Origin of the sequence: Streptomyces venezuelae (assembly GCF_008642355.1) — a bacterium.
Taxonomy (GTDB): Bacteria; Actinomycetota; Actinomycetes; order Streptomycetales; family Streptomycetaceae; genus Streptomyces; species Streptomyces venezuelae_B.
On the sequence record NZ_CP029193.1, the window covers coordinates 3,939,544 to 3,960,170 of the forward strand.

Below are 20,627 nucleotides of genomic sequence, written 5' to 3' on the forward strand. Positions count from 1 at the left end.
TACGTGGGCTTACGGGCGACGGATCGCGTCGGCCGCTGCCGTGGCGGCAGGGCCTGCCGCCAGCTCCGTCTCCAGGAGCTGCTTGCCGAGCAGCTCGGGGTCGGGCAGATCCATCGGGTACTCGCCGTCGAAGCAGGCCCGGCAGAGGTTCGGCTTGTCGATGGTCGTGGCCTCGATCATGCCGTCGATGGAGATGTACGAGAGGGAGTCGGCGCCGAGCGAGGTGCCGATCTCCTCGATGGTCATGCCGTTGGCGATGAGCTCGGCGCGGGTCGCGAAGTCGATGCCGAAGAAGCACGGCCACTTCACGGGCGGGGACGAGATCCGGATGTGGACCTCGGCGGCGCCGGCCTCGCGGAGCATCTTGACCAGGGCGCGCTGGGTGTTGCCGCGGACGATCGAGTCGTCGACGACCACGAGGCGCTTGCCCTTGATGACTTCCTTGAGGGGGTTCAGCTTGAGACGGATGCCGAGCTGACGGATCGTCTGCGAGGGCTGGATGAAGGTCCGGCCGACATAGGCGTTCTTGACCAGGCCTGCGCCGAAGGGGATGCCGGAGGCTTCCGCGTACCCGATCGCGGCGGGGGTGCCGGATTCGGGGGTCGCTATGACGAGGTCGGCCTCGACCGGGGCTTCCGCGGCGAGTTTCCGGCCCATCTCGACGCGCGAGAGGTAGACGTTCCGGCCCGCGATGTCCGTGTCGGGGCGCGCCAGATAGACGTACTCGAAGACACAGCCCTTGGGCTTCGCTTCCGCGAATCGGGACGTTCGCAGTCCGTTCTCGTCGATCGCGACGAACTCACCGGGCTCTATCTCGCGGACGTAGCTGGCGCCGCAGATGTCGAGCGCGGCGGACTCCGAGGCGACGACCCAGCCGCGCTCCAGGCGGCCGAGGACCAGCGGGCGGATGCCCTGCGGGTCGCGGGCCGCGTACAGCGTGTTCTCGTTCATGAAGACGAGGGAGAAGGCGCCCTGCACGTCCGGGAGGACCTTGGTGGCTGCTTCCTCGATGGTCAGCGGCTTGCCGTCGTCGTCCACCTGACCCGCGAGGAGGGCCGTCACCAGGTCGGTGTCGTTGGTCGCGGCGACCTGGGTCGCGCGGCCGTTCTCCTTGGGCAGGGCGGCGACCAGCTCGGCGAGCTGGGCGGTGTTGACGAGGTTGCCGTTGTGCCCGAGCGCGATGGAGCCGTGCGCGGTGGCACGGAACGTCGGCTGGGCGTTCTCCCAGACGGAGGCGCCAGTGGTCGAGTAGCGGGCGTGACCGACCGCGATGTGACCCTGGAGCGAGCCGAGAGAGGTTTCGTCGAAGACCTGGGACACGAGGCCCATGTCCTTGAAGACGAGGATCTGGGAGCCGTTGCTTACCGCGATTCCCGCGGATTCCTGACCCCGATGCTGGAGGGCGTAGAGCCCGAAGTACGTGAGCTTTGCGACCTCTTCGCCCGGAGCCCAGACACCGAAGACGCCGCAAGCGTCCTGGGGGCCCTTCTCGCCGGGAAGCAGATCGTGATTGAGTCGACCGTCACCACGTGGCACGCCATCGAGTGTAGGCGAGATCGACCACTGGTCCGAATTGGGGATACGGACCCTGCACGGACCGTAATCGCGAACGGGGCGCGCCCGCTGCCCGCACCGGCCGAGTGCGAAGCGCGTGTGAACAGACCGGCCCTTTCGTTGACACCTACAAGCGCCCTCGGACAGGCTCCGGCGCATGCAGTCCACCGGTGACCCGACGGTCACACTCGTGGGGCGCCGCCACGTTGACCTGGTCCGTGTCGCGAGCGCCATCTGTCGCGCTGCCTGAACGCACCCTTCCGCACCCCTTTCCCCCCGGCTTCCGCCTGCCCTCGTTCAGGAGCGCATTGTGTCTTCCCACAAGCCCGGTCACACCTCCGACAGGTCCGTTTCCCAGCTGTCCCGGCGCGCCTTCGGAGGCGTCGTCGGCGCCTCCGCGACCGCCGCCGCGGTCGGTCTCCCGGCCACCGATGCGCAGGCCCGCGCCGGTGCCGAGGAGCGGCCGTTCCGGGCGGCGGCGCGCCGGGGCGGACGGCGGCCGAACATCCTCTTCGTCCTCGGCGACGACCTCGGCTGGGCCGACCTCTCGTCCTACGGCTCGCCGCACATCCGGACGCCGAACCTCGACCGCCTCGCCCGCGAGGGCGTCCGCTTCACGGACGCCTACTCCGGGTCGGCGACCTGCTCGCCGACCCGCTTCAGCCTGTACACGGGCCGCTTCCCCGGGCGTACGAAGGGCGGTCTCGCGGAGCCGATCGCGGACAGGTCCGTGGGCCTCGACCCGACCCACCCCACGCTCGCGTCACTGCTGCGCGACGCCGGGTACGCGACCGCGCTCATCGGCAAGTGGCACTGCGGCTACCTGCCGGACTACTCACCCACCAAGTCCGGGTGGGACGAGTTCTTCGGGAACTTCGGCGGGGCCCTGGAGTACTACTCGAAGCTGGGGCTCGGCGGGGAGTACGACCTCTACGAGGGCGCCGTCCGGGAGGGCGACGCCGAGTACAAGGACCTGCGGTACTACACCCGCGTCCTGACCGAGCGGGCGAGCGCGTACGTGCGACGGGACCACGGCGGCAAGCCGTGGCTGCTCAACCTGAACTTCACCACTCCCCACTGGCCGTGGATAGCCGACGGCGACGAGGAGCAGAGCGCCGAGATCGTCCGCCGCATCAAGGCGGGCGAGAAGGGGGCGCTGCAGCACCGGGACGGCGGTTCCGTGGAGAAGTACAAGGAGATGGTCGAGGATCTGGACCGTTCGATCGGTGAGGTGCTGCGCGCCCTGCGGAAGTCGGGGCAGGAGCGCGACACCCTCGTGTTCTTCGCGTCGGACAACGGCGGCGAGCGCTTCTCGTACAACTGGCCGCTGTCCGGCAACAAGGGCTCCCTCAAGGAGGGCGGTATCCGAGTGCCGACCATCGTGCGGTGGCCGGCGCGGATCGACGGCGGGCAGGTCAGCGACGAGCCCGTCTACACGCCCGACTGGACGGCGACGCTGCTGGAGATCGGCGGCGCCAGGCCGGACCGCGCCCACCCGCTGGACGGCGCCAGCCTCGCCCCGTACCTCCTGAAGGGCGAGCGGCTCGCCGAGCGGGAGCTGTTCTGGCGGGTGCGGGGCGAGCGGGCGCTGCGGCGCGGCGACTGGAAGTACTACCGGGGCAAGGACGGCGCCGACCAGCTCTTCCACCTCGCCGAGGACCGTCGCGAGCAGGCCGACCGGGCCGCCGCGGAGCCGCGGCTCCTGGCGGAGCTGCGGCGTGCGTGGGAGCGGACGGACAAGGAACTGCTGCCCTACGCCTAGTCCTTGGCCCGGCCCTTGGCCGCGGTGGTGTTCGCCGTGACGACCGTGCCGTCGTCCGCGGTGAGCTTCAGCGTGCCCTGCTGCACCTCGTGGCGTGCCTCGCCGTCGAAGAGCTTCAGGAGCTTGCGTTCGGTGGTCATCGCGTCGCCGGGGCACATCTTCCGGGTGGTCGCGGGCTTGCCGAAGGTGATGCGGCCGTCCTCCGCCTCGGCCTTGGCCGAGACGTCGTTGCAGCCGAGGTTGCCGCGGACCTTGCCGTCGTCGCCGAAGGTGAGGTGGACCTTGCCGGACACGGCCTTCGGCAGGGTCGCGGCGGTCTTGCCGTCGCCGATGCCGTTCACCGTCCATTTGGTGCCGGTGAGCGGCGCGTCGGGCTCGGCGGGCTGCGAGGTGAAGTCCACGCGGTCTCCCTTGGCCGTGGTGAGGGTCATGCGGTCGCCGTCCACCTTCGCGGTGAACCTGCCCGCGCCGAGTGCGCGCGTGAGCTTCTCCTCGAACTTCATGCGGCCGCCGCCCTCGCAGGCCATCATCGTCGTCTGTGTCTCGCCGAAGTCCACGGTGTCGCCCTTGACCGACACGGTGGTGCCCGCGTGGTTGCAGCCGTAGCTGCCGGCGGCCCTGCCGTCCTTGCCGATCTTCAGGTACGCGCCTTCCGGGGCGTCGTGCTTCTTGCCGCCCACGGTGAGGCTCTCCACGTTCCAGCGGACGCCGGTGAGTGCCTGCTCGGTCGTCACGGTACGGCCGCCGGAGTCGCGGTCGGAGCCGGCTCCGGACTCGCTGCCGCATGCCGTGAGCAGCAGCCCCGCGGAGGCCAGCGCGGTCAGGGTGAGGGTCACTCGCTGCGTGTGCATGGCAATGTGACGGAACAAGTGGGGGTACCGGTTCCATCTCTCCGTCCCGGCGCCCGCGGGGTCACCCCATGATCGGCAGCAGCCCCGACAGGTCCGCCCGCTCACCGCTCGCGCTGACCTGCGCCGCGTCGACGGCGGTCGCCCAGTCCGTGCGTCCGGTCGCGAGGCGGATCCAGGTGAGCGGGTCGGCCTCGACGACGTTGGGCGGGGTGCCGCGGGTGTGCCGGGGTCCTTCGACGCACTGCACGACGGCATACGGCGGAATCCGCACCTCCGTCGACGCGCCGGGCGCCTTCACCGCGAGGGCGTCCGCGAGCAGCCGGGCGCAGGCGGCCAGGGCCTGCCGGTCGTACGGCACGTCGAGGCCCGGCACGGCGTCGTTCAAGTCGTCCGTGTGGACGGTGAGTTCGACGGTACGGGTGACGAGGAAGTCGCCCAGGGTCATGGCGCCGAAGCGCGAGGGCACCAGACGGTCGTCGGACGCGGCGGCCAGGGACTCCTCGAAGCCGGTGAACGTGCGCGTGAAGAGGTCGTCGAGGTCCGCGCCCGCTGTCTCGGCGAGCGCCCGGGTGTCCTCGTCGACCCGCGCGGCGGCGGTGACCGTGGCGAACGGCCAGTCCATGAGCGGCACTTCGTGTCTGGCCGGTTCCGGCATGCCGAGGTAGCGGTGGACGGTGCCGAGGACCAGGGCGAGGTGGGCGGCGAGTTCGTGCACGGTCCAGTCGCCGAGCCGGGTGGGGCGGGCCAGCTGCTCGGGCGTGAGGGTGTGCACCGCGTCCCGTACGTTGCCGAACTGGGCGAGCACGGCGGTGCGGATCTTGGTGGAGTCGTACGAGCGCGTGCGCTTCTTGGCCGGTGGCATGAGGCCGAGCCTAAGCGTTTCCGGGGTACCCCTGTAGTCCCTTTTCGACCAGGTCGAAGGCGCGCTCGGCGGCCTCCGCGCAGCCCTTCGCGATCTCGTCGTCCGGGTCCCCCGCGAGGGTGCGTTCGTGGTTCTGCATGATGAGCGCGTTCCGGGCGCCGATCAGCTGGGCCGCGGCGACCCGCGCGAGAAGCATGTCGCCGGTCTCCTCGGCGAGCTCGTCGGCGAGGAGCTGGACGCTGCGCATGTGGAAGATGACCACGCGGTGCGCGAGCGTCGGTGTCTCCTTGATGAGCTGGCGCACCTTGAGGGTGCGCGGGTCGCCGCCGAGGCCGATCGACGGGTCGCGCCGGGGGATCTGCTCCAGGAACTGGCGGCGCGCCGCGGCGACCGCGGACTCGCCGGGGCGCCGCTCGCGGACCGCGCGGGCCGGGTCCTCCGCGTGGTCCTCCATGGGGCCGACGATCACGTCTTCCTTGGTGCCGAAGTAGTTGAAGACGGTCATCTTCGACACGTCGGCCGCCTCGGCGATCTCCGCCACGGAGACGTGGTCGAAGCCCCGCTCGGCACAGAGGTCCACAGCGACCTGCCAGATCCGCGCGGCGGTCTGCCGCTTCTTGCGCGCGCGCAGCCCCAGCTCCTCGGTCATGCAGGTCACGGTACCGGGGTGGTCTCTTCCCGCACGGTGAACGTCTCGCGGTTGCGGGGCACGCCGACCCCTCGCCAGCTGAACGGCACGCCCCGGGCCGTGTCCAGGTCGGGCCCGTCCATCAGCTGGAAGTGCACGTGCGGCTCGGTGGAGTTGCCGGAGTTCCCGCACCGGCCGAGCTCCTGTCCGACGGTCACCCGGTCCCCCGCCCGCACGGTGAGCGAGCCCTGCTTGACGTGCGCGTACACGGCGTACGTCCCCTCACCGATGTCGAGGATGACGTGGTTGCCGACGATGCGGCGGGCGCCGCCCAGCGACCTGCCGAAGCCCTCGACGACGATCAGGTACAGGATTCCGGCGAGGGAGTTGCGGCTGAGGTGGTCCCGCTGACCGTCCTCCGCGTGCACGACGGTCGCGTCGGCGACCGCCAGCAGCGGCGCCCCGAAGGCGGGGAACGCACGGTTGCCGCGCGCGAGAGGCCAGAGCCAGGCGAAGGCGGGCCTGCCCGGCCCGTCCGCCGGCTCGGCGACGATGTCGATGGCGTAGGCCTGCCCGCAGCTCCGCGTGCCATGGCTCGGCACCTTGTCGGCGGGACTGTTGAGCGCGGACCAGCGGCCGGTGACCGGCGGTTCGATCTCGACCGTCGAAGGCTGCGAAGCCTTGGCCTCGCGGCGCGCGTCGGCGCCGAGCGCGAAGGAGAGGCCGAACACGCCGACGGCCGCGGCAAGGCCGAGCCAGCTCGGATAGGGCGGGTCGCCGGTGAAGACGACGATCAGATGGGCGGCGATGAACAGCAACAGCAGACGTTGCAGCAGTGCCGCCGCCTTGCGTTGGCCCACGGACATGACTTCCCCCTCGTACAGGTAACGGTCAGGACACCGGCTTGGCCGCCGTGAGCGCCACGAGCAGCGGCACCACCCGCCCGGCGGGCACCTCGTAGCGCCCGCGCCCGGTGCTGTGCAGCCAGCCCGCGCCGGTCAGCTGGCGCAGGTGGTGGTAGATCTGGCCGGTCGTGCCGACGTCGTCGAGCGCGGCCAGCTCGGCGGCGGTGCGCAGGCCGCCGAGGATCTCCCGCAGCAGCCGCAGCCGTACGGGGTTGCCGAGCGCGGCGAACGATTCGGCCGCCTCGGACCAGTCGCCCTCGAAGACGGACTCGGTGAGCAGGCCGTACTGCCACTCGTACCGGTGCCCCGTCGGCACCCGTACCGACCCGGTGAACAGGACGGCGCCGTCCGCGTCCTCCGTCACCGGATGCCGCGCCTTCAGCGCGTCGAGGGCCCAGAAATCGCCCTCTCCCACGGCGGGCGCGGCCGGTTCCGCGCTCTCCAGCTCCGCCATGCGCCGTTCGAGCTCGGCGACGCGCTGTTCCAGATCCATGCCTCGAACTTACGTAATTACGTAATTCCGTGCAACCCCTGCAGTGTCCGCGTGGCGTGTCCGGGTACGCCGAAGCCCCCGTCCGGACCTGGTCCGGACGGGGGCTTCGGGCAGAGACGGGACGGCTCAGGCGAAGAGCCCGGGAAGCGTCCCCTCGTGGGCCTCGCGCAGCTCGCTCAGCGGCAGCGTGAACTCGCCCTGTACGTCGACGGCGTCACCGTCGACGACCCCGATGCGCCGCACGGGCAGACCCCGCGCCCCGCACATGTCGGTGAAGCGCAGCTCCTCGCTCCGCGGCACCGAGACGACCGCGCGGCCCGCCGACTCGGAGAAGAGGAACGTGAACGCGTCCAAGCCGTCGGGGACGACGAGCCGCGCGCCCTTGCCGCCGCGCAGGCACGACTCGGTGACGGCCTGCACGAGACCGCCGTCCGACAGGTCGTGCGCGGCGTCGATCATGCCGTCGCGCGACGCGGAGATCAGGATCTCGGCGAGCAGCTTCTCGCGCGCCAGGTCGACCTTGGGCGGCAGTCCGCCGAGGTGTCCGTGGATCACCTGCGACCAGGCCGAACCGCCGAACTCCTCGCGCGTCTCGCCCAGCAGGTAGAGGAGCTGGCCCTCTTCCTCGAACGCCATCGGCGTGCGCCGCGCGACGTCGTCGATCACGCCGAGGACGGCGACGACGGGCGTCGGGTGGATCGCCGCCTCGCCGGTCTGGTTGTAGAGCGAGACGTTGCCGCCGGTGACCGGGGTGCCGAGCTCCAGGCAGCCGTCCGCGAGGCCGCGGACGGCCTCGGCGAACTGCCACATGACGTCCGGGTCCTCGGGCGAGCCGAAGTTCAGGCAGTCCGAGATCGCGAGGGGCTTGGCGCCGGAGGCGGCGACGTTGCGGTACGACTCGGCGAGCGCGAGCTGCGCACCCGTGTACGGGTCGAGCTTCGCGAACCGGCCGTTGCCGTCGGTGGCGATGGCGACACCGAGGCCCGTCTCCTCGTTGATCCGGATCATCCCGGAGTCCTCGGTCTGCGCCAGCACGGTGTTGCCCTGCACGAAGCGGTCGTACTGGTCGGTGACCCAGGACTTCGCGGCCTGGTTCGGCGCGGCGACCAGCTTCAGGACCTGCTCGCGCAGCTCCTCGCCGTTCGCCGGGCGGGCCAGCTTGTTCGCGTCGTCGGCCTGGAGGGCGTCCTGCCAGGACGGGCGGGCGTACGGACGCTCGTAGACCGGGCCGTCGTGCGCGACCGTGCGCGGGTCGACGTCGACGATCTTCTCGCCGTGCCAGAAGATCTCCAGGCGGTCGCCGTCGGTCACCTCACCGACGACGGTGGCGATGACGTCCCACTTCTCGCAGATCTCCAGGAAGCGCTCGACCTTCTCGGGCTCGACCACGGCACACATGCGTTCCTGCGACTCACTCATGAGGATCTCCTCAGGGGTGAGCGTGGAGTCGCGCAGCGGCACGTCGTCAAGATCGACGCGCATGCCGCCCGAGCCGTTGGACGCCAACTCGCTGGTGGCGCAGGAGAGTCCGGCGGCGCCGAGGTCCTGGATGCCGACGACGAGCTTCTCGGCGAAGGCCTCCAGGGTGCACTCGATGAGGAGCTTCTCCTGGAAGGGGTCGCCGACCTGCACGGCCGGCCGCTTGCTCGGCTTCGTGTCGTCGAAGGTCTCGGAGGCCAGGATCGAGGCGCCGCCGATGCCGTCGCCGCCCGTGCGGGCGCCGTACAGGATGACCTTGTTGCCGGGGCCCGACGCCTTCGCGAGGTGGATGTCCTCGTGCCGCATCACGCCGATGGCACCTGCGTTCACCAGCGGGTTGCCCTGGTAGCAGGCGTCGAAGACGAGCTCGCCGCCGATGTTGGGCAGACCCAGGCAGTTGCCGTAGCCGCCGATGCCAGCGACGACTCCGGGGAGCACGCGCTTGGTGTCGGGGTGCTGGGCGTCGCCCATGCGCAGCGGGTCCACGACGGCGACCGGGCGGGCGCCCATCGCGATGATGTCGCGGACGATGCCGCCGACGCCGGTGGCCGCGCCCTGGTAGGGCTCGACGTACGACGGGTGGTTGTGGGACTCGACCTTGAAGGTGACCGCGTAGCCCTGGCCGACGTCGACGACGCCGGCGTTCTCACCGATGCCGACGAGCATCGCGTCGTTCTCCGGCACCTTCTCGCCGAACTGCCGCAGGTGGACCTTGCTGCTCTTGTACGAGCAGTGCTCGGACCACATGACGGAGTACATGGCGAGCTCGGCGCCGGTCGGGCGGCGGCCGAGGATCTCGCGGACGCGCTCGTACTCGTCTTCCTTCAGGCCCAGTTCGGCCCAGGGGAGCTTGACGTCGGGCGTCTCGCTCGCGTGCTTGACGGTGTCCAGAGTCATGCGTTGACCAGCTTCTTCAGGATCGAGGTGAAGAATCCGAGGCCGTCGGCGCGGCCGGTCCCGATCAGCGGCTCGACGGCGTGCTCGGGGTGCGGCATGAGGCCGACGACGTTGCCCGCCTCGTTGGTGATGCCGGCGATGTCACGGAGCGAGCCGTTGGGGTTGCCGTCCAGGTAGCGGAAGGCGACGCGGCCCTCGGCCTCCAGCATGTCCAGCGTCCGCTCGTCGGCCGTGTACTGCCCGTCGATGTTCTTCAGCGGGATGCGGATCTCCTGTCCCGCCGTGTAGTCGGCGGTCCAGGCGGTCTCCGCGTTCTCCACGCGCAGCTTCTGCTCCCGGCAGATGAAGTGCAGGTGGTTGTTGCGCAGCATCGCCCCGGGCAGGAGGTGCGTCTCGGTGAGCACCTGGAAGCCGTTGCAGATGCCGAGGACCGGCATTCCGGCCTTCGCCTGCTCGATGACGGACTCCATCACCGGCGAGAAACGCGAGATGGCGCCGGCCCGCAGATAGTCGCCGTAGGAGAACCCGCCGGGCAGCACCACGGCGTCGACCTGCTTGAGGTCCTTGTCCTTGTGCCACAGCGGCACGGCTTCGGCGCCCGCCACGCGGACGGCACGCTGGGTGTCGCGGTCGTCGAGGGTTCCCGGGAAAGTGACGACTCCAATTCGAGCGGTCACTTCGCGGCCTCCTCGGCCTTCCGCGTCTCCTGGCCTTCTTCGACCTTTACGACGAAGTCCTCGATCACGGTGTTGGCGAGGAAGGTTTCCGCCAACTCGTGGATACGGGCGAGGGCCGCGGCATCCACGGGCCCGTCCACCTCGAGTTCGAAGCGCTTTCCCTGACGTACGTCGGAGATGCCCTGGAAACCGAGGCGCGGCAGTGCACGCTGCACCGCCTGGCCCTGGGGGTCGAGGATCTCCGGCTTGAGCATGACGTCGACTACGACGCGTGCCACTGGCACTCCCGGTGTGTGGTGCTGGCGTGTGCTGCTTGCTGGGTGCTGAGCAGGTTCCTTCAGACTACCGGCACAAAATTTCTACTCGCGTAGACTCGTAGCAACCTACGAGATGACGGTCACGTTCCGGTGCTCAAACAGGTTTCGAACCGAGAACCTTCACCATGAATCCATGAAAGATCACGCAACGTCATTGCAACCTGACACGCGGAGGTATTAGGCCAGGCTTCACAATGCAATGCCGGGCACTGTACAAAGGAAAAGGCAATAGTCGATACTTTGCCGAAAACATCCATGCAGTCGGCATCACAGTCGGCAACACCGCATGTCAACGCGGTACACGCGGGAGAGCCGCGCGAAGGGACCGATATTCGTGGCGCAACGTGTCGTGGTCACTCTCTTTGACGACATCGACGGCGGGGAAGCGGCGGAAACGGTCGCGTTCGGTCTTGACGGCACCTCGTACGAGATCGACCTCAATCAAACCAATGCAGAGAAACTGCGCGGGGCACTTGCCCCGTACCTGGAGGCCGCCCGCAAGCGGTCGCGGTCCGGCGCCGCGTTCCGGCACACCGCCCTGTCCCCCGACCCGTCGGCGGTCCGCGCCTGGGCGCGCTCGCACCACATGAACGTCCCGCCGCGCGGCCGCATCCCCAAGAAGGTCTACGAGGCGTTCGAGGCGGCCAACTGAGCGGTCGGCCGGACCAGCAGGTCCACGCCGCATCCGAGCTCGATCCGCGCCCCTCGGGACAACCGACTTGCGCTGCACCCCCGCTGGTCAGCTAGAGTCTGGAGCACGCCGAGGGGCGAGGCCGAAAGGCCGGGCCTCACGGAGTCGTGCGGGTGTAGTTCAGTAGTAGAACATCCCCCTTCCAGGGGGAAGGCGCAGTGTGCAATTCCTGTCACCCGCTCTGCACCGCTCACCGACCGGTCCTCCGGTTGCGGTAAGCTGGTGCTCGCGCCGATCAGTGAGAGCTGGTCGGAGGCAATGCGAACGTAGCTCAGTTGGTAGAGCGCAACCTTGCCAAGGTTGAGGTCGCGAGTTCGAACCTCGTCGTTCGCTCCATGTGAGAGGCCCCGGTCGATTCGACCGGGGCCTTCTTCGTGTCCCCTCGGTTCCCTTGGTCCCCATGGTCGGCCACGTGTTCTGACATTTGTCATACGGGCCGGTGACAGCGCGCACTGCCGACCGCTTCCCGGCCGGGAGACGCTCGAACCATGACTGACCAAGTGATCGACGTGACCGATCTGCGGCGCGTGTACGGGGGCGGTTTCGAGGCGGTACGCGGGGTCTCCTTCGCCGTGGGCCGCGGCGAACTGTTCGCGCTCCTCGGCACCAACGGCGCCGGCAAGACATCCACCCTCGAACTCCTCGAAGGGCTCGCCGCCCCGGCCGGCGGACGCGTGCGCGTCCTCGGGCACGACCCGTACACCGAACGCGCCAAAGTACGGCCCCGCATCGGCGTCATGCTCCAGGAAGGCGGATTCCCCGCCGAGTTGACCGTCCAGGAGACGGCCCGCATGTGGGCGGGGTGCACCAGCGGCGCCATGCCCGTCGGCGAGGCCCTGGACATCGTCGGGCTCGCCAAGCGGGCCGGGGTGCGCGTGAAGCAGCTCTCGGGTGGCGAGAAGCGCCGGCTCGACCTCGCCATGGCTCTCCTCGGCAGGCCCGAGGTGCTCTTCCTCGACGAACCCACCACCGGACTCGACGCCGAAGGGCGCCGCGAGACCTGGCAGTTGGTGCGGGACCTGCGCGACAACGGCACGACCGTGCTGCTCACCACGCACTACCTGGAAGAGGCCGAGGAACTCGCCGACCGCCTCGCGATCCTGCACGAGGGGCGGATCGCCGCCGCGGGACGCGTCTCCGACGTGGTCGCGAGTCAGCCCTCGCACATCTCCTTCGAGCTGCCCGACGGCTACTTCGTCGGCGACCTGCCGCCCCTCGGCGAGCTGGGCGTGACGGGCCACGAGACGTCGGGAAGGAGGGTCCGGCTGCGTACGAACGAACTCCAACGCGCCGCCACCGGGCTGCTGCTGTGGGCCAGGGACGCTCGGGTCGAGCTCACCGGACTCGACGTGCGGGCCGCGTCCCTGGAGGAGGCGTTCCTGCGGATCGCGCGCGCCGCCGAGAGCGGGAACGACGACGGATACGGGCGCCGTGCGGGCAGGAAGAGCGGCCCCGAGAACGGCTCCGAGGACGGCTCCGAGGACAAGGAGATGGCGGTATGAGCACGATGCCCATGACGACGCCCGCAGGGCGCATGCGGGCGCTCGCGCGCTCCGAGATGACGCTGCTCGGGCGGAGCAAGGGCACGCTGTTCGCGGCCCTGTTCGTACCGCTGGTCATCCCGTTCAGCATGCGGCAGGCCGCCGACGGCATGGACCTGAAGGGCACGGGACTCGACGTCGGCACCGTCGTGCTGCCGAGCGCCCTCGGCTTCTCCCTGCTCTTCGCCGTGTACTCGGCGCTGACCGCCGTCTACGTCGCACGTCGCGAGGAACTCGTACTGAAGCGGCTGCGCACCGGCGAGCTGCGGGACCCCGAGATCCTCGCGGGCGCCGCACTGCCCTCGGTCCTCATCGGCGTCGTGCAGTGCCTCGTCCTCTCCGTGGGCTGCGCGGTGCTCCTCGACGCGGGGGCGCCGAGCGCGCCGCACCTCGTCCTCCTCGGCGTCGTCGCGGGCCTCGTGATGTTCGCCGCGCTGGCCGCCGTCACCGGGAGCTTCAGCCGGTCCACCGAGTCCGCACAGGTCATGACCATGCCGCTGATCTTCGTGTCGATGCTCGGCTCCGGACTCTTCGTCCCCCTGGAGGTCATGCCCGACAAGCTCGCCTCGGTCTGCGAGCTGCTGCCGCTGTCGCCCGTCATCGAGCTGATCCGCGGCGGCTGGGCCGGAAACCTCTCCGCAGGTGACGCGCTCGGCGCCGCCACCACCGCGGTGGCCTGGACCGTGCTCGCGGTGTTTGCTGTACGGCGGTGGTTCCGGTGGGAACCCCGGCACTGAGGGAGGCGACGGACGTGGTCGGCCGGATGCGGGCCTGGCAGCGGAGCTGGCACGGGCGCAGCAAGATCGAGAAGGTCGAGTTCCAGTCGACGGTGACCTGGCACCTGATGCCGTGGATCTTCCTCCTCAGCTGGGTCTCGGTACCGCTCGGCCTGAGCCTGCGCCACGACCTCAGCCCCCGACTCTTCGGCTGGGCCCTGATCGTGTCGGGCGCCGCGCAGTGCCTGCACGCCAGCCGGTCGCTGCGCCGCTCCGTCGACCACTACCTGCGGCGGGCCCCGCTGCCACGCCGCGACCTCGTCGTCGCGGGCGCCCTCATGACCGTCACGATGGGTCTGGCCGTGAGCCTCCAGGCGGTGGACGGGGTGCGCTCGGAGATGCTGGGCATCACCGCCCTGTTCGTACCGATACCGTTCGCCCAGTCGCTCGCCTTCTCCGCCACGGTCCGGGGCTATGCGGCCCGTATGGCGCTCGTCCTCGTCGTGGCCGTCGGCGCGTTCGCCGTCGCCGGGGCGCGCGGCGGGCAGCTCGTCGCGATCGGCGTGATCATCGCCTTCGCGGGTTTCCTCGCGCTGATCTCCACGCGCTGCGGCGCCTGGACGCTCTCCGTGATGTGGGAGGCCGACCGGGCGCGCGAGGTCGAGGCGAGGCTCGCGGTCGCCGAGGAACGGCTGCGGTTCGGGCGGGACCTGCACGACGTCATGGGCCGCAACCTCGCCGTCATCGCCCTCAAGAGCGAACTCGCGGTGCAGCTCGCGCGCCGGGGGCGCCCCGAGGCCGTGGACCAGATGGTCGAGGTGCAGCGGATCGCGCAGGAGTCGCAGCGGGAAGTGCGGGAAGTCGTACGCGGCTACCGCGAGGTCGACCTGAAGGTGGAACTCGCGGGCGCGCAGGGCGTGTTGGAGGCGGCCGGGATCGAGTGCCGGGTCATCGGGTCCGGGGCGGAGCTGCCCGCCTCGGTGCAGTCGGCGCTCGGGTGGGTCGTGCGGGAGGCGGCGACGAACGTGCTGCGACACGGGGACGCGGGCCGGTGCGACATCGCTCTCGCCGTGAGTGAGGAACGGGCGACGTTGAGCGTGGAGAACGACGGAGTACCGGAGGCGCCGTCGCCTGCGAGGCGGGCAGCTGAGCCTGCGGGGCGCAGGGCCGGGCCTGCCGGGCGTGGGGCCGATCTCTCGGGGGATGGGCCGGCTCTCGCGGGGAGCGGCTCCGGTCTCGCGGGGTTGCGGGAGCGGCTCGCCGCGGTGGGCGGGACGCTGGACTTCACGTCCGGTGACGGGGTGTTCCGGCTGGCGGTGCAGGTACCGCTGCCGCCTCCGCGGGACCCGGGCCAGGACCAGGACCATGCTCCTGACCTGGCGGAACCGACCGAGGCGGCGGCATGAGTCTTCGTGTGCTGTTGGCCGACGATGAGCACCTCATCCGCGGGGCGCTCGCCGCGCTGCTCGCCCTGGAGGACGACCTCGTCGTCGTCGCCGAGGCCGCGTCGGGGCCCGAGGCGCTCGCCATGGCGCGGGCCCACCGGCCCGACGTCGCCGTCCTCGATCTGCAGATGCCCGGCGCCGACGGTGTGAGTGTGGCCACATCCCTGCGCGACGAACTCCCCGACTGCAGGACCATGATCGTGACGAGTCATGGCAGACCCGGACATCTGAAACGGGCCCTCGCGGTGGGCGTACGAGGCTTCGTGCCGAAGACCGTCAGCGCCCAGCGGCTCGCCGAGATCATCCGGACCGTGCACGCCGGAAACCGTTACGTGGACCCGGAGTTGGCCGCCGACGCCATTTCCGCCGGGGACTCGCCGCTTACCGCACGCGAGGCCGAGGTGCTCGAACTCGCCGCCGACGGAGCGCCCGTCGCGGAGATCGCCGAGCGCGCCGCGCTCTCCCAGGGAACCGTCCGCAACTACCTCTCCTCGGCCGCCACCAAAATCGGCGCCGAGAACCGTCATGCCGCGGTGCGTCTCGCACGCGAGCGAGGTTGGGTATAGTTGTCCTCGCGCCACGGCGCAACGCGGACGTAGCTCAGTTGGTAGAGCGCAACCTTGCCAAGGTTGAGGTCGCCAGTTCGAACCTGGTCGTCCGCTCCAGAGGAAAGGCCCCGGTCCATCGGACCGGGGCCTTCTCCGTTCCCAGCAGCTGTACCCCTGCCTACCAGGGCGTGCCGGTGAGCCGCTCGTACGCCTCGATGTACTTGGCGCGTGTGGCGTCCACCACGTCCTGCGGCAGCGCGGGCGGCGGCTGCTCGCTTCCGCGGTCCCAGCCCGAGGCCGGCGAGGTCAGCCAGTTACGCACGAACTGCTTGTCGTACGACGGCTGCGCACGGCCCGGCTCCCACTGGTCCGCGGGCCAGAAGCGCGACGAGTCCGGCGTCAGGACCTCGTCGGCGAGGATGAGCTCCTCCCCCGCGTAGCCGAACTCGAACTTCGTGTCGGCGAGGATCAGACCGCGCTCGCGTGCGATGTCCCGCGCCCTGCCGTAGACGGCGAGGGTCGTCTGACGCAGCTGCGCCGCGGTCTCCGCGCCGACCTGGCGGGCGACTTCCTCGTACGACACGTTCTCGTCGTGCTCGCCGACGGCGGCCTTGGCGGCGGGCGTGAAGATCGGCGCGGGCAGCTCCGAGCCGTCGACCAGGCCCTCGGGCAGGGCGAGGCCGCAGACCGTGCGCGACTCCTTGTACTCCAGGAGGCCCGAGCCCGTCAGATAGCCGCGGGCGACGCACTCGACCGGGACCATCTCCAGGGACTTGCAGACCAGCGTGCGGCCCTCCCAGTCGGCGGGTGCGCCCTTCGGCAGCTCCGTGGAGACGACGTGGTTCGGGACGAGGTCGGCGAGCTGGTCGAACCACCACAGGGAGAGCTGGGTGAGGACGCGGCCCTTGTCGGGGATCTCCGACGGCAGCACCCAGTCATAGGCGGAGAGGCGGTCGCTGGCGACCATGACGAGCTCGCCCGCCTCGTTCTGGTACAGCTCGCGCACCTTGCCGGTGTGGAGGTGGACCAGGCCCGGCACCTGGAGCGGCTCGGGCTTTTCTACGAATCCGGACACGGTTCCCTCCCGTGGTTCTGGCCAAGTGAGGTCGATTCTCCCGTATGGGAGGTGTGGTTTTGGCCAGGGGTTGAGTCGGGCGGTGGAGCGGACATCGACCGGGGCGTGGAGTGGCGGTCAGTCACGTTTGCAGATGCGGTCCAGGAGGTTGGCCGTGGCGCGCTGGATACGGGCGTCGACATGGCCTGGACGGTCCAGCGCCGGGGACCAGGCGAAGGTGCCGGACGCGAAGACGAGGGCGCCGGACGGGGCGCGGTAGAGCGACGACTCCTGGTGGCGGACGACGCCCTCGGTGTCCTCGTACGGGGAGTGGGCGAGCAGGATGCGGCCCTGGTGCTCGGGGAGCGCGGTCCGGGGGAAGTAGCGGTCGGCCTCGCCCGCGACCAGGCCGTCGATCTCGTCGCCGTCGTGCGCCCCCGTGGCCTCCCACAGCCAGTGGTCGGCGTTGCGGACGACGAGGGGCCGCGGCTCGGGAACGCGGCCCGCGTACTGGATGCCGAGGAGCTGCTGCTCGGCCGCCTTGCCGCCGTCCCGCTCGCGCCAGAGCGCCGGTTTGCCGGGGCCGCGGCGCTTGCGGCAGGTGAGGAGACGGTCCTCGACGCCGGACGCGGAGGGGCTCAACTCCACCTGCCAGTACATGGTGTTGGCGGAGAGGAAGACCAGTGACGTGCCGTGTTCGCGGGCCTGTTCCGTGGTGCGGCGCATGCTCGGCGACCAGTACTCGTCGTGGCCCGGGAAGACCAGGCCTCGGTACCGGGTGGGGTCGACGCGGCCCGCGTGCAGGTCGCGGGCGTCCGCGTACGCCAGGTCGTATCCGTACCGCTCGGCCCAGCGGATGAAGTCGTAGGCGTGGCCCACGTGCAGGGGGAGGCCCGCACCCGCGTACGGCCGGTCGAAGGAGACCGTGACGGCGGCCTCGCTCTCGCCGAGCAGTCCGCCCTTTTCGTCCCACGCGTGGTACAGGCTGGCGCCCGTGCGACCGTCCTCGGGGTAGAGGTTGTACGCCTGCCAGGTGACGTCGGGCAGGAGCAGCAAGAGGTCGGCGGGGTGGTCGTCGCGGACCGTGAAGGGGACGTGGGATCGGTACCCGTCGGCGGTGGTGAGGACCGCCACGTACGCCCCGACGTTCCAGTAGCTCGGGATCTGCAGGCGCCAGGAGAGCCACCAGTGGTGGCAGGAGACCGTGCGGTCGGCGGTGAGCGGGGCCGGCTGGACGATGCCGGAGAGTCGGGGGCTCGTGGTGATCTTGCTGGCGCCGTCTCCGCCGTAGTGCCCGATGCGGTAGATGTCGACGCTGAACTGCTGGGGCGGGTCGACGGTGACGTGGAAGTCGATGGCCTCACCGGGAGCGGCGGCTCCGGTCGACGTGAATCCCTTGATCTGGCAGTGCACGTCGTCGGCGTTGATCGGACCGCCGGTGCGCGGGGCCGGGATGTCGGCGGCGCCGGGGGCCGGGGCGTGGTCGATGTACCAGGGCACGACGCGGCCGGTGTCGTCGAAGTAGTGCTCGGTTCCGCGCAGCCAGGGCAGTGGGCCCTGGCCGAAAGGGTCCGATACGGCGTGCGCCAGCGCACCCGATTCCCATCGGCGGTTCGGCTCCGACCTCATACGTGCCCCTCCCTCGCTCCCCCGAGCCTGCGCCGCCCTGTGGTGCATACGGTCCGGCAGCCGCTCCCAGCACATCACATTACGCACGCGCCCCGTCACCGTTCGTCGCGAATTGATATGAACGGAGCGTGATGCTCCGGGAGGGGTGGGGGTGGAAGTGGGGGTGGCGGGTGGTGGCAGGTGGTGGCAGGTGGTAGTGGGTGGTGGCAGGTGGTAGTGGGTGGTACCGGGCGATATCGAGGGGAATCAGGCTGGATCGTGCTGGATCGGGCTTTATCACCGGCGGTGCAGCGTTCGCGGTCCCAAGGGGCGGGGCGGGGGTGTGGGTGTTTTCGGGGGTGTCCTCAGGGTGTGCTTGGGGGGTCTTCGTGGGTGTGCTCGGGGGTCTGCGGGGTCGGACACCGGCGCTCAGACCAGACGGACCGGTTTCTCGGGGCGGATGCCGAGGCGGGTGAGCCAGTCCCGCAACGGGGACGGGTCGCCGTCCTCGACGAGGCTCAGGACGCGCGGCGCGAGATCCGCCGCGCGCTCGCCGCCCACCAGCAGGGCGGGGCCGTCGAGCCAGTCGAGGCCGGGGGCGGCACCCGCGGTGTCGACGGCCGCGCAGCACACCATCGCCGTGACGTGGTCGACGAGCAGCTCACGGCCGGTGCGGGGCGGCTGCAGCGGGAAGAGCGGCAGCGCGCCGTCATCCCAGAGCGCTTCGTCCGGGCCCTGCCCGGTGGGGGCGGGACGCGGGGGCGCGGCGGCTTCCTCGCGGGCGATCTCGGCGGTGAGCCCCGCGGCGAGCAGACCGCCACGGCTCCCCTCATCGGCCTCGTCGGCACTCTCGTCGACCTCGGGGAAGAGGGAGGCGGCGCGCTCGGGGGCGTCCAAGGCATCCAGGGCGTCGGTGGCCCCGGCGGACTCGGCAGACTCGGCGGTCCCGACGGACTCGGCGGTCCCGACGGACTCGGCAGCCCTGCAGGGCGCCTCGATCGAGGCCTGGTCACTCTCCGTGAGGCTTTGCGGGGCCGTCGTCAGGTGGGTCAGGACCCGGTCGAGGGTCGGGGTCTTGGGCGCCGAGGCGGTGCGGTCGACGGGCCCGTCGGCCTCCAGCGTGTCCAGGACCCGGTGCAGCCGCGCCGCGTCCATGCGCCATTTTCGGTCGACGACCTCGTCCGGGTACTCCTGCCACGCCACCGGCGCCCAGTCCGGCCCCGACTCCGCGGGCCCACCGTGGAAGAGGCGGGCGGCGAGCAGCGACGCCGCCTCGTCCACGGAACCCGGCTCCTCCAGGAGGTCGCATGCGGGACGCTCGCCGAGCCGGGAGGCGAAGCCCTCCGCCAGCCGGTCCCTGCGGGAGAGTTCCGTCAGCGCGGAGACCACGCCCGCGTCGAGCCGCGAGGGCCAGCGCCCCATGCGCCAGGCGGGCAGGGCGACCCGGGTGAGGAGGCGGTCCCAGCCCGCGTACGCGAGGCCGACCTGCTCCTGTGCGACGATCCGCACGCCGTAGTCCACGGTCTGCGCCCGCTCCGCCGCGGCCGCGGCGACCCCGCGCTCCATCTCGGCGGCGTGGACCCGGCAGTGGCGCAGCAGGAGCCGGGCGACCCGCCCGACGCCGCCGAGCGCCACCCGGGCCAGCGGCCCGCGTCCCGGCGCCGAGGCGACCGCGACCGCCGCGTCGAGCCCGCGCACGAAGCGCCGGGCGGCGGCTATGTCGGGGTGCGCCGAGGGACCCGTACCTGCCACGACGGGCGCGAGCACCGCGCGGAGCTCGCCGACGCGCATCCACCACAGGAACGGGGAGCCGATGACGAGAACGGGCGCGACGGGGCCGGTGGCCCCGCCTTCGCCTCCGCCGGGACCGGTGGCCTCACCCGCGGTGCCGGGCGCCCGCGCGTTCCGGGCTTCCGACGCTCCGGCCCGACCCCGTCCCGCCGGCGCCCCGTGCGCCGGATGCGTACGGTCCTCGAGCCAGCTGTCGCAGTCCGGGGTGAGCGCTATCGCCGAGGGGGCGGGCACGCCGAGCCGGTCGGCGAGGTCCCGCACCAGGCGGTACAGATCGGGCGCCGACTCCTCGGCGATCGGGACGGTGGGGCTCAGGGCGGGCCGCGCCCGCGCGACGACCAGCCCGACCGCGCCCGCGGCGAGCAGAACGAGCAGCGCGATGACGGTCACGGTCCAGCTCGCGACGTACCAACTTCCGCCACCGGCATGCCCCGTGGCCCCCGCCGCGAACAGCACGACGGCGACGGCCGCGGGCAACAGGGCGACGGCCAGTGCCCTGCTGCGCAGACGCAGCACGGCGAGGGCCCGGGAGCGCGCGGCCTGCGCGCCCACCTCCACACCCGTACCTGACACGACCGATGGCACCCCCTGCTGCCTACTGTTCGGTCGCCGCCGGCCGGAGCCGACGGCGCACTGCAACGGCGTTGGTCTTGCTCACTCCCCCACTGTGGCACCCGCCGCCGACATCGCAATGCCGGTGGTCTGTTTGGCTCTGGGCGCCTTGAACGCTTTCGCCGCACCCTAGTTGGGGTCCCGGTCGTCGTCAGCCGGATGGGCCACCGGTCACCCGATGGAATGGCTTTGGCTA

Annotated in this window: 19 protein-coding genes and 3 tRNA genes; 10 read left to right on the plus strand and 12 right to left on the minus strand. The window is 71.0% G+C overall.

Translation table 11 applies throughout. From position 1 onward, the window contains the following. Positions 1-9: 9 nt before the first annotated feature. A complete protein-coding gene (purF, locus tag DEJ47_RS18175) occupies positions 10-1,536 on the minus strand; it encodes an amidophosphoribosyltransferase (protein WP_150169644.1) in 1,527 nt (508 codons plus the stop codon). Between the two features lie 175 nt (positions 1,537-1,711). Between purF and DEJ47_RS37650 the strand changes: the two genes are divergently transcribed. Both DEJ47_RS37650 and DEJ47_RS18180 read left to right on the plus strand, forming a co-directional pair. Next, complete coding sequence (locus DEJ47_RS37650) at positions 1,712-1,804, plus strand: putative leader peptide (protein ID WP_362640831.1); 93 nt, start codon at positions 1,712-1,714, stop codon at positions 1,802-1,804. Positions 1,805-1,864: 60 nt separating this feature from the next. Next, positions 1,865-3,316, plus strand: coding sequence for a sulfatase-like hydrolase/transferase (locus tag DEJ47_RS18180; RefSeq protein WP_223828400.1), 1,452 nt, complete (start codon positions 1,865-1,867; stop codon positions 3,314-3,316). Here the strand turns inward: DEJ47_RS18180 and DEJ47_RS18185 are convergent. The 8 genes from DEJ47_RS18185 to purS all read right to left on the minus strand — a co-directional run bounded on the left by DEJ47_RS18185 (position 3,313) and on the right by purS (position 10,386). After that, complete coding sequence (locus DEJ47_RS18185) at positions 3,313-4,167, minus strand: META domain-containing protein (protein ID WP_223828401.1); 855 nt, start codon at positions 4,165-4,167, stop codon at positions 3,313-3,315. The two genes, DEJ47_RS18180 and DEJ47_RS18185, sit on opposite strands and share 4 nt — an antisense overlap. A gap of 61 nt (positions 4,168-4,228) precedes the next feature. Then, the gene (locus tag DEJ47_RS18190) at positions 4,229-5,029 is read right to left on the minus strand and encodes a maleylpyruvate isomerase family mycothiol-dependent enzyme (protein WP_150169647.1); all 801 of its coding nucleotides are present in this window, start codon (positions 5,027-5,029) and stop codon (positions 4,229-4,231) included. Positions 5,030-5,039: 10 nt separating this feature from the next. Beyond that, positions 5,040-5,678 carry a TetR/AcrR family transcriptional regulator gene (locus DEJ47_RS18195; RefSeq protein ID WP_150169649.1) on the minus strand — a complete coding sequence of 213 codons (639 nt, stop codon included), beginning with the start codon at positions 5,676-5,678 and terminating at the stop codon, positions 5,040-5,042. Positions 5,679-5,683: 5 nt separating this feature from the next. Continuing rightward, positions 5,684-6,523, minus strand: coding sequence for a M23 family metallopeptidase (locus DEJ47_RS18200; protein WP_150169651.1), 840 nt, complete (start codon positions 6,521-6,523; stop codon positions 5,684-5,686). A gap of 25 nt (positions 6,524-6,548) precedes the next feature. Continuing rightward, on the minus strand, positions 6,549-7,055 hold the full coding sequence (locus tag DEJ47_RS18205; protein ID WP_150169653.1) for a helix-turn-helix domain-containing protein: 507 nt from the start codon (positions 7,053-7,055) through the stop codon (positions 6,549-6,551). A 126-nt stretch (positions 7,056-7,181) separates the two neighbouring features. Continuing rightward, positions 7,182-9,431, minus strand: a complete 2,250-nt coding sequence (gene purL, locus DEJ47_RS18210; protein ID WP_150169655.1) for a phosphoribosylformylglycinamidine synthase subunit PurL — start codon at positions 9,429-9,431, stop codon at positions 7,182-7,184. Further along, positions 9,428-10,108 (minus strand): phosphoribosylformylglycinamidine synthase subunit PurQ, encoded by a 681-nt coding sequence (gene purQ / locus DEJ47_RS18215; protein WP_150169656.1) that lies wholly within the window; start codon positions 10,106-10,108, stop codon positions 9,428-9,430. The genes purL and purQ overlap by 4 nt, the downstream gene beginning before the upstream one ends. Then, a complete protein-coding gene (gene purS, locus DEJ47_RS18220) occupies positions 10,105-10,386 on the minus strand; it encodes a phosphoribosylformylglycinamidine synthase subunit PurS (RefSeq protein ID WP_150169658.1) in 282 nt (93 codons plus the stop codon). Before purS ends, purQ begins: the two co-directional genes overlap by 4 nt. 373 nt (positions 10,387-10,759) lie before the next feature. Here purS and DEJ47_RS18225 point away from each other — a divergent pair, with 373 nt between their 5' ends. The 8 genes from DEJ47_RS18225 to DEJ47_RS18260 all read left to right on the plus strand — a co-directional run bounded on the left by DEJ47_RS18225 (position 10,760) and on the right by DEJ47_RS18260 (position 15,483). Then, positions 10,760-11,077, plus strand: a complete 318-nt coding sequence (locus tag DEJ47_RS18225; protein ID WP_150169660.1) for a histone-like nucleoid-structuring protein Lsr2 — start codon at positions 10,760-10,762, stop codon at positions 11,075-11,077. Between the two features lie 148 nt (positions 11,078-11,225). Continuing rightward, positions 11,226-11,297 (plus strand) — tRNA-Gly (locus tag DEJ47_RS18230). A gap of 79 nt (positions 11,298-11,376) precedes the next feature. Beyond that, positions 11,377-11,452, plus strand: a tRNA-Gly gene (locus DEJ47_RS18235). Positions 11,453-11,604: 152 nt separating this feature from the next. Then, the gene (locus DEJ47_RS18240) at positions 11,605-12,618 is read left to right on the plus strand and encodes an ABC transporter ATP-binding protein (RefSeq protein WP_150169662.1); all 1,014 of its coding nucleotides are present in this window, start codon (positions 11,605-11,607) and stop codon (positions 12,616-12,618) included. Continuing rightward, complete coding sequence (locus DEJ47_RS18245) at positions 12,615-13,394, plus strand: ABC transporter permease (protein WP_150169664.1); 780 nt, start codon at positions 12,615-12,617, stop codon at positions 13,392-13,394. The genes DEJ47_RS18240 and DEJ47_RS18245 overlap by 4 nt, the downstream gene beginning before the upstream one ends. After that, the gene (locus DEJ47_RS18250) at positions 13,376-14,779 is read left to right on the plus strand and encodes a sensor histidine kinase (protein WP_223828402.1); all 1,404 of its coding nucleotides are present in this window, start codon (positions 13,376-13,378) and stop codon (positions 14,777-14,779) included. Before DEJ47_RS18245 ends, DEJ47_RS18250 begins: the two co-directional genes overlap by 19 nt. Further along, a complete protein-coding gene (locus DEJ47_RS18255; RefSeq protein ID WP_150169666.1) occupies positions 14,776-15,384 on the plus strand; it encodes a response regulator transcription factor in 609 nt (202 codons plus the stop codon). The genes DEJ47_RS18250 and DEJ47_RS18255 overlap by 4 nt, the downstream gene beginning before the upstream one ends. A gap of 23 nt (positions 15,385-15,407) precedes the next feature. After that, positions 15,408-15,483, plus strand: a tRNA-Gly gene (locus DEJ47_RS18260). 61 nt (positions 15,484-15,544) lie between these two features. On the opposite strand, the gene DEJ47_RS18265 is transcribed toward DEJ47_RS18260, so the two are convergent. The 3 genes from DEJ47_RS18265 to DEJ47_RS18275 form a co-directional block, all read right to left on the minus strand. Then, on the minus strand, positions 15,545-16,441 hold the full coding sequence (locus DEJ47_RS18265; RefSeq protein WP_150169668.1) for a phosphoribosylaminoimidazolesuccinocarboxamide synthase: 897 nt from the start codon (positions 16,439-16,441) through the stop codon (positions 15,545-15,547). Between the two features lie 117 nt (positions 16,442-16,558). Beyond that, complete coding sequence (locus tag DEJ47_RS18270) at positions 16,559-18,049, minus strand: N,N-dimethylformamidase beta subunit family domain-containing protein (RefSeq protein ID WP_150169670.1); 1,491 nt, start codon at positions 18,047-18,049, stop codon at positions 16,559-16,561. 408 nt (positions 18,050-18,457) lie between these two features. Continuing rightward, the gene (locus DEJ47_RS18275) at positions 18,458-20,392 is read right to left on the minus strand and encodes a hypothetical protein (RefSeq protein WP_150169672.1); all 1,935 of its coding nucleotides are present in this window, start codon (positions 20,390-20,392) and stop codon (positions 18,458-18,460) included. Positions 20,393-20,627 lie beyond the last annotated feature (235 nt).

Bases quoted from the DNA above. Each gene is read 5' to 3' on its own strand.
- DEJ47_RS18185 (WP_223828401.1), bottom strand. From the start codon at position 4,167: ATGCACACGCAGCGAGTGACCCTCACCCTGACCGCGCTGGCCTCCGCG.
- DEJ47_RS18255 (WP_150169666.1), top strand. From the start codon at position 14,776: ATGAGTCTTCGTGTGCTGTTGGCCGACGATGAGCACCTCATCCGCGGG.
- DEJ47_RS18205 (WP_150169653.1), bottom strand. From the start codon at position 7,055: ATGGATCTGGAACAGCGCGTCGCCGAGCTCGAACGGCGCATGGCGGAG.
- purL (WP_150169655.1), bottom strand. From the start codon at position 9,431: ATGACTCTGGACACCGTCAAGCACGCGAGCGAGACGCCCGACGTCAAG.
- DEJ47_RS18240 (WP_150169662.1), top strand. From the start codon at position 11,605: ATGACTGACCAAGTGATCGACGTGACCGATCTGCGGCGCGTGTACGGG.
- DEJ47_RS18190 (WP_150169647.1), bottom strand. From the start codon at position 5,029: ATGCCACCGGCCAAGAAGCGCACGCGCTCGTACGACTCCACCAAGATC.
- DEJ47_RS37650 (WP_362640831.1), top strand. From the start codon at position 1,712: ATGCAGTCCACCGGTGACCCGACGGTCACACTCGTGGGGCGCCGCCAC.
- DEJ47_RS18195 (WP_150169649.1), bottom strand. From the start codon at position 5,678: ATGACCGAGGAGCTGGGGCTGCGCGCGCGCAAGAAGCGGCAGACCGCC.
- DEJ47_RS18270 (WP_150169670.1), bottom strand. From the start codon at position 18,049: ATGAGGTCGGAGCCGAACCGCCGATGGGAATCGGGTGCGCTGGCGCAC.
- DEJ47_RS18245 (WP_150169664.1), top strand. From the start codon at position 12,615: ATGAGCACGATGCCCATGACGACGCCCGCAGGGCGCATGCGGGCGCTC.
- DEJ47_RS18200 (WP_150169651.1), bottom strand. From the start codon at position 6,523: ATGTCCGTGGGCCAACGCAAGGCGGCGGCACTGCTGCAACGTCTGCTG.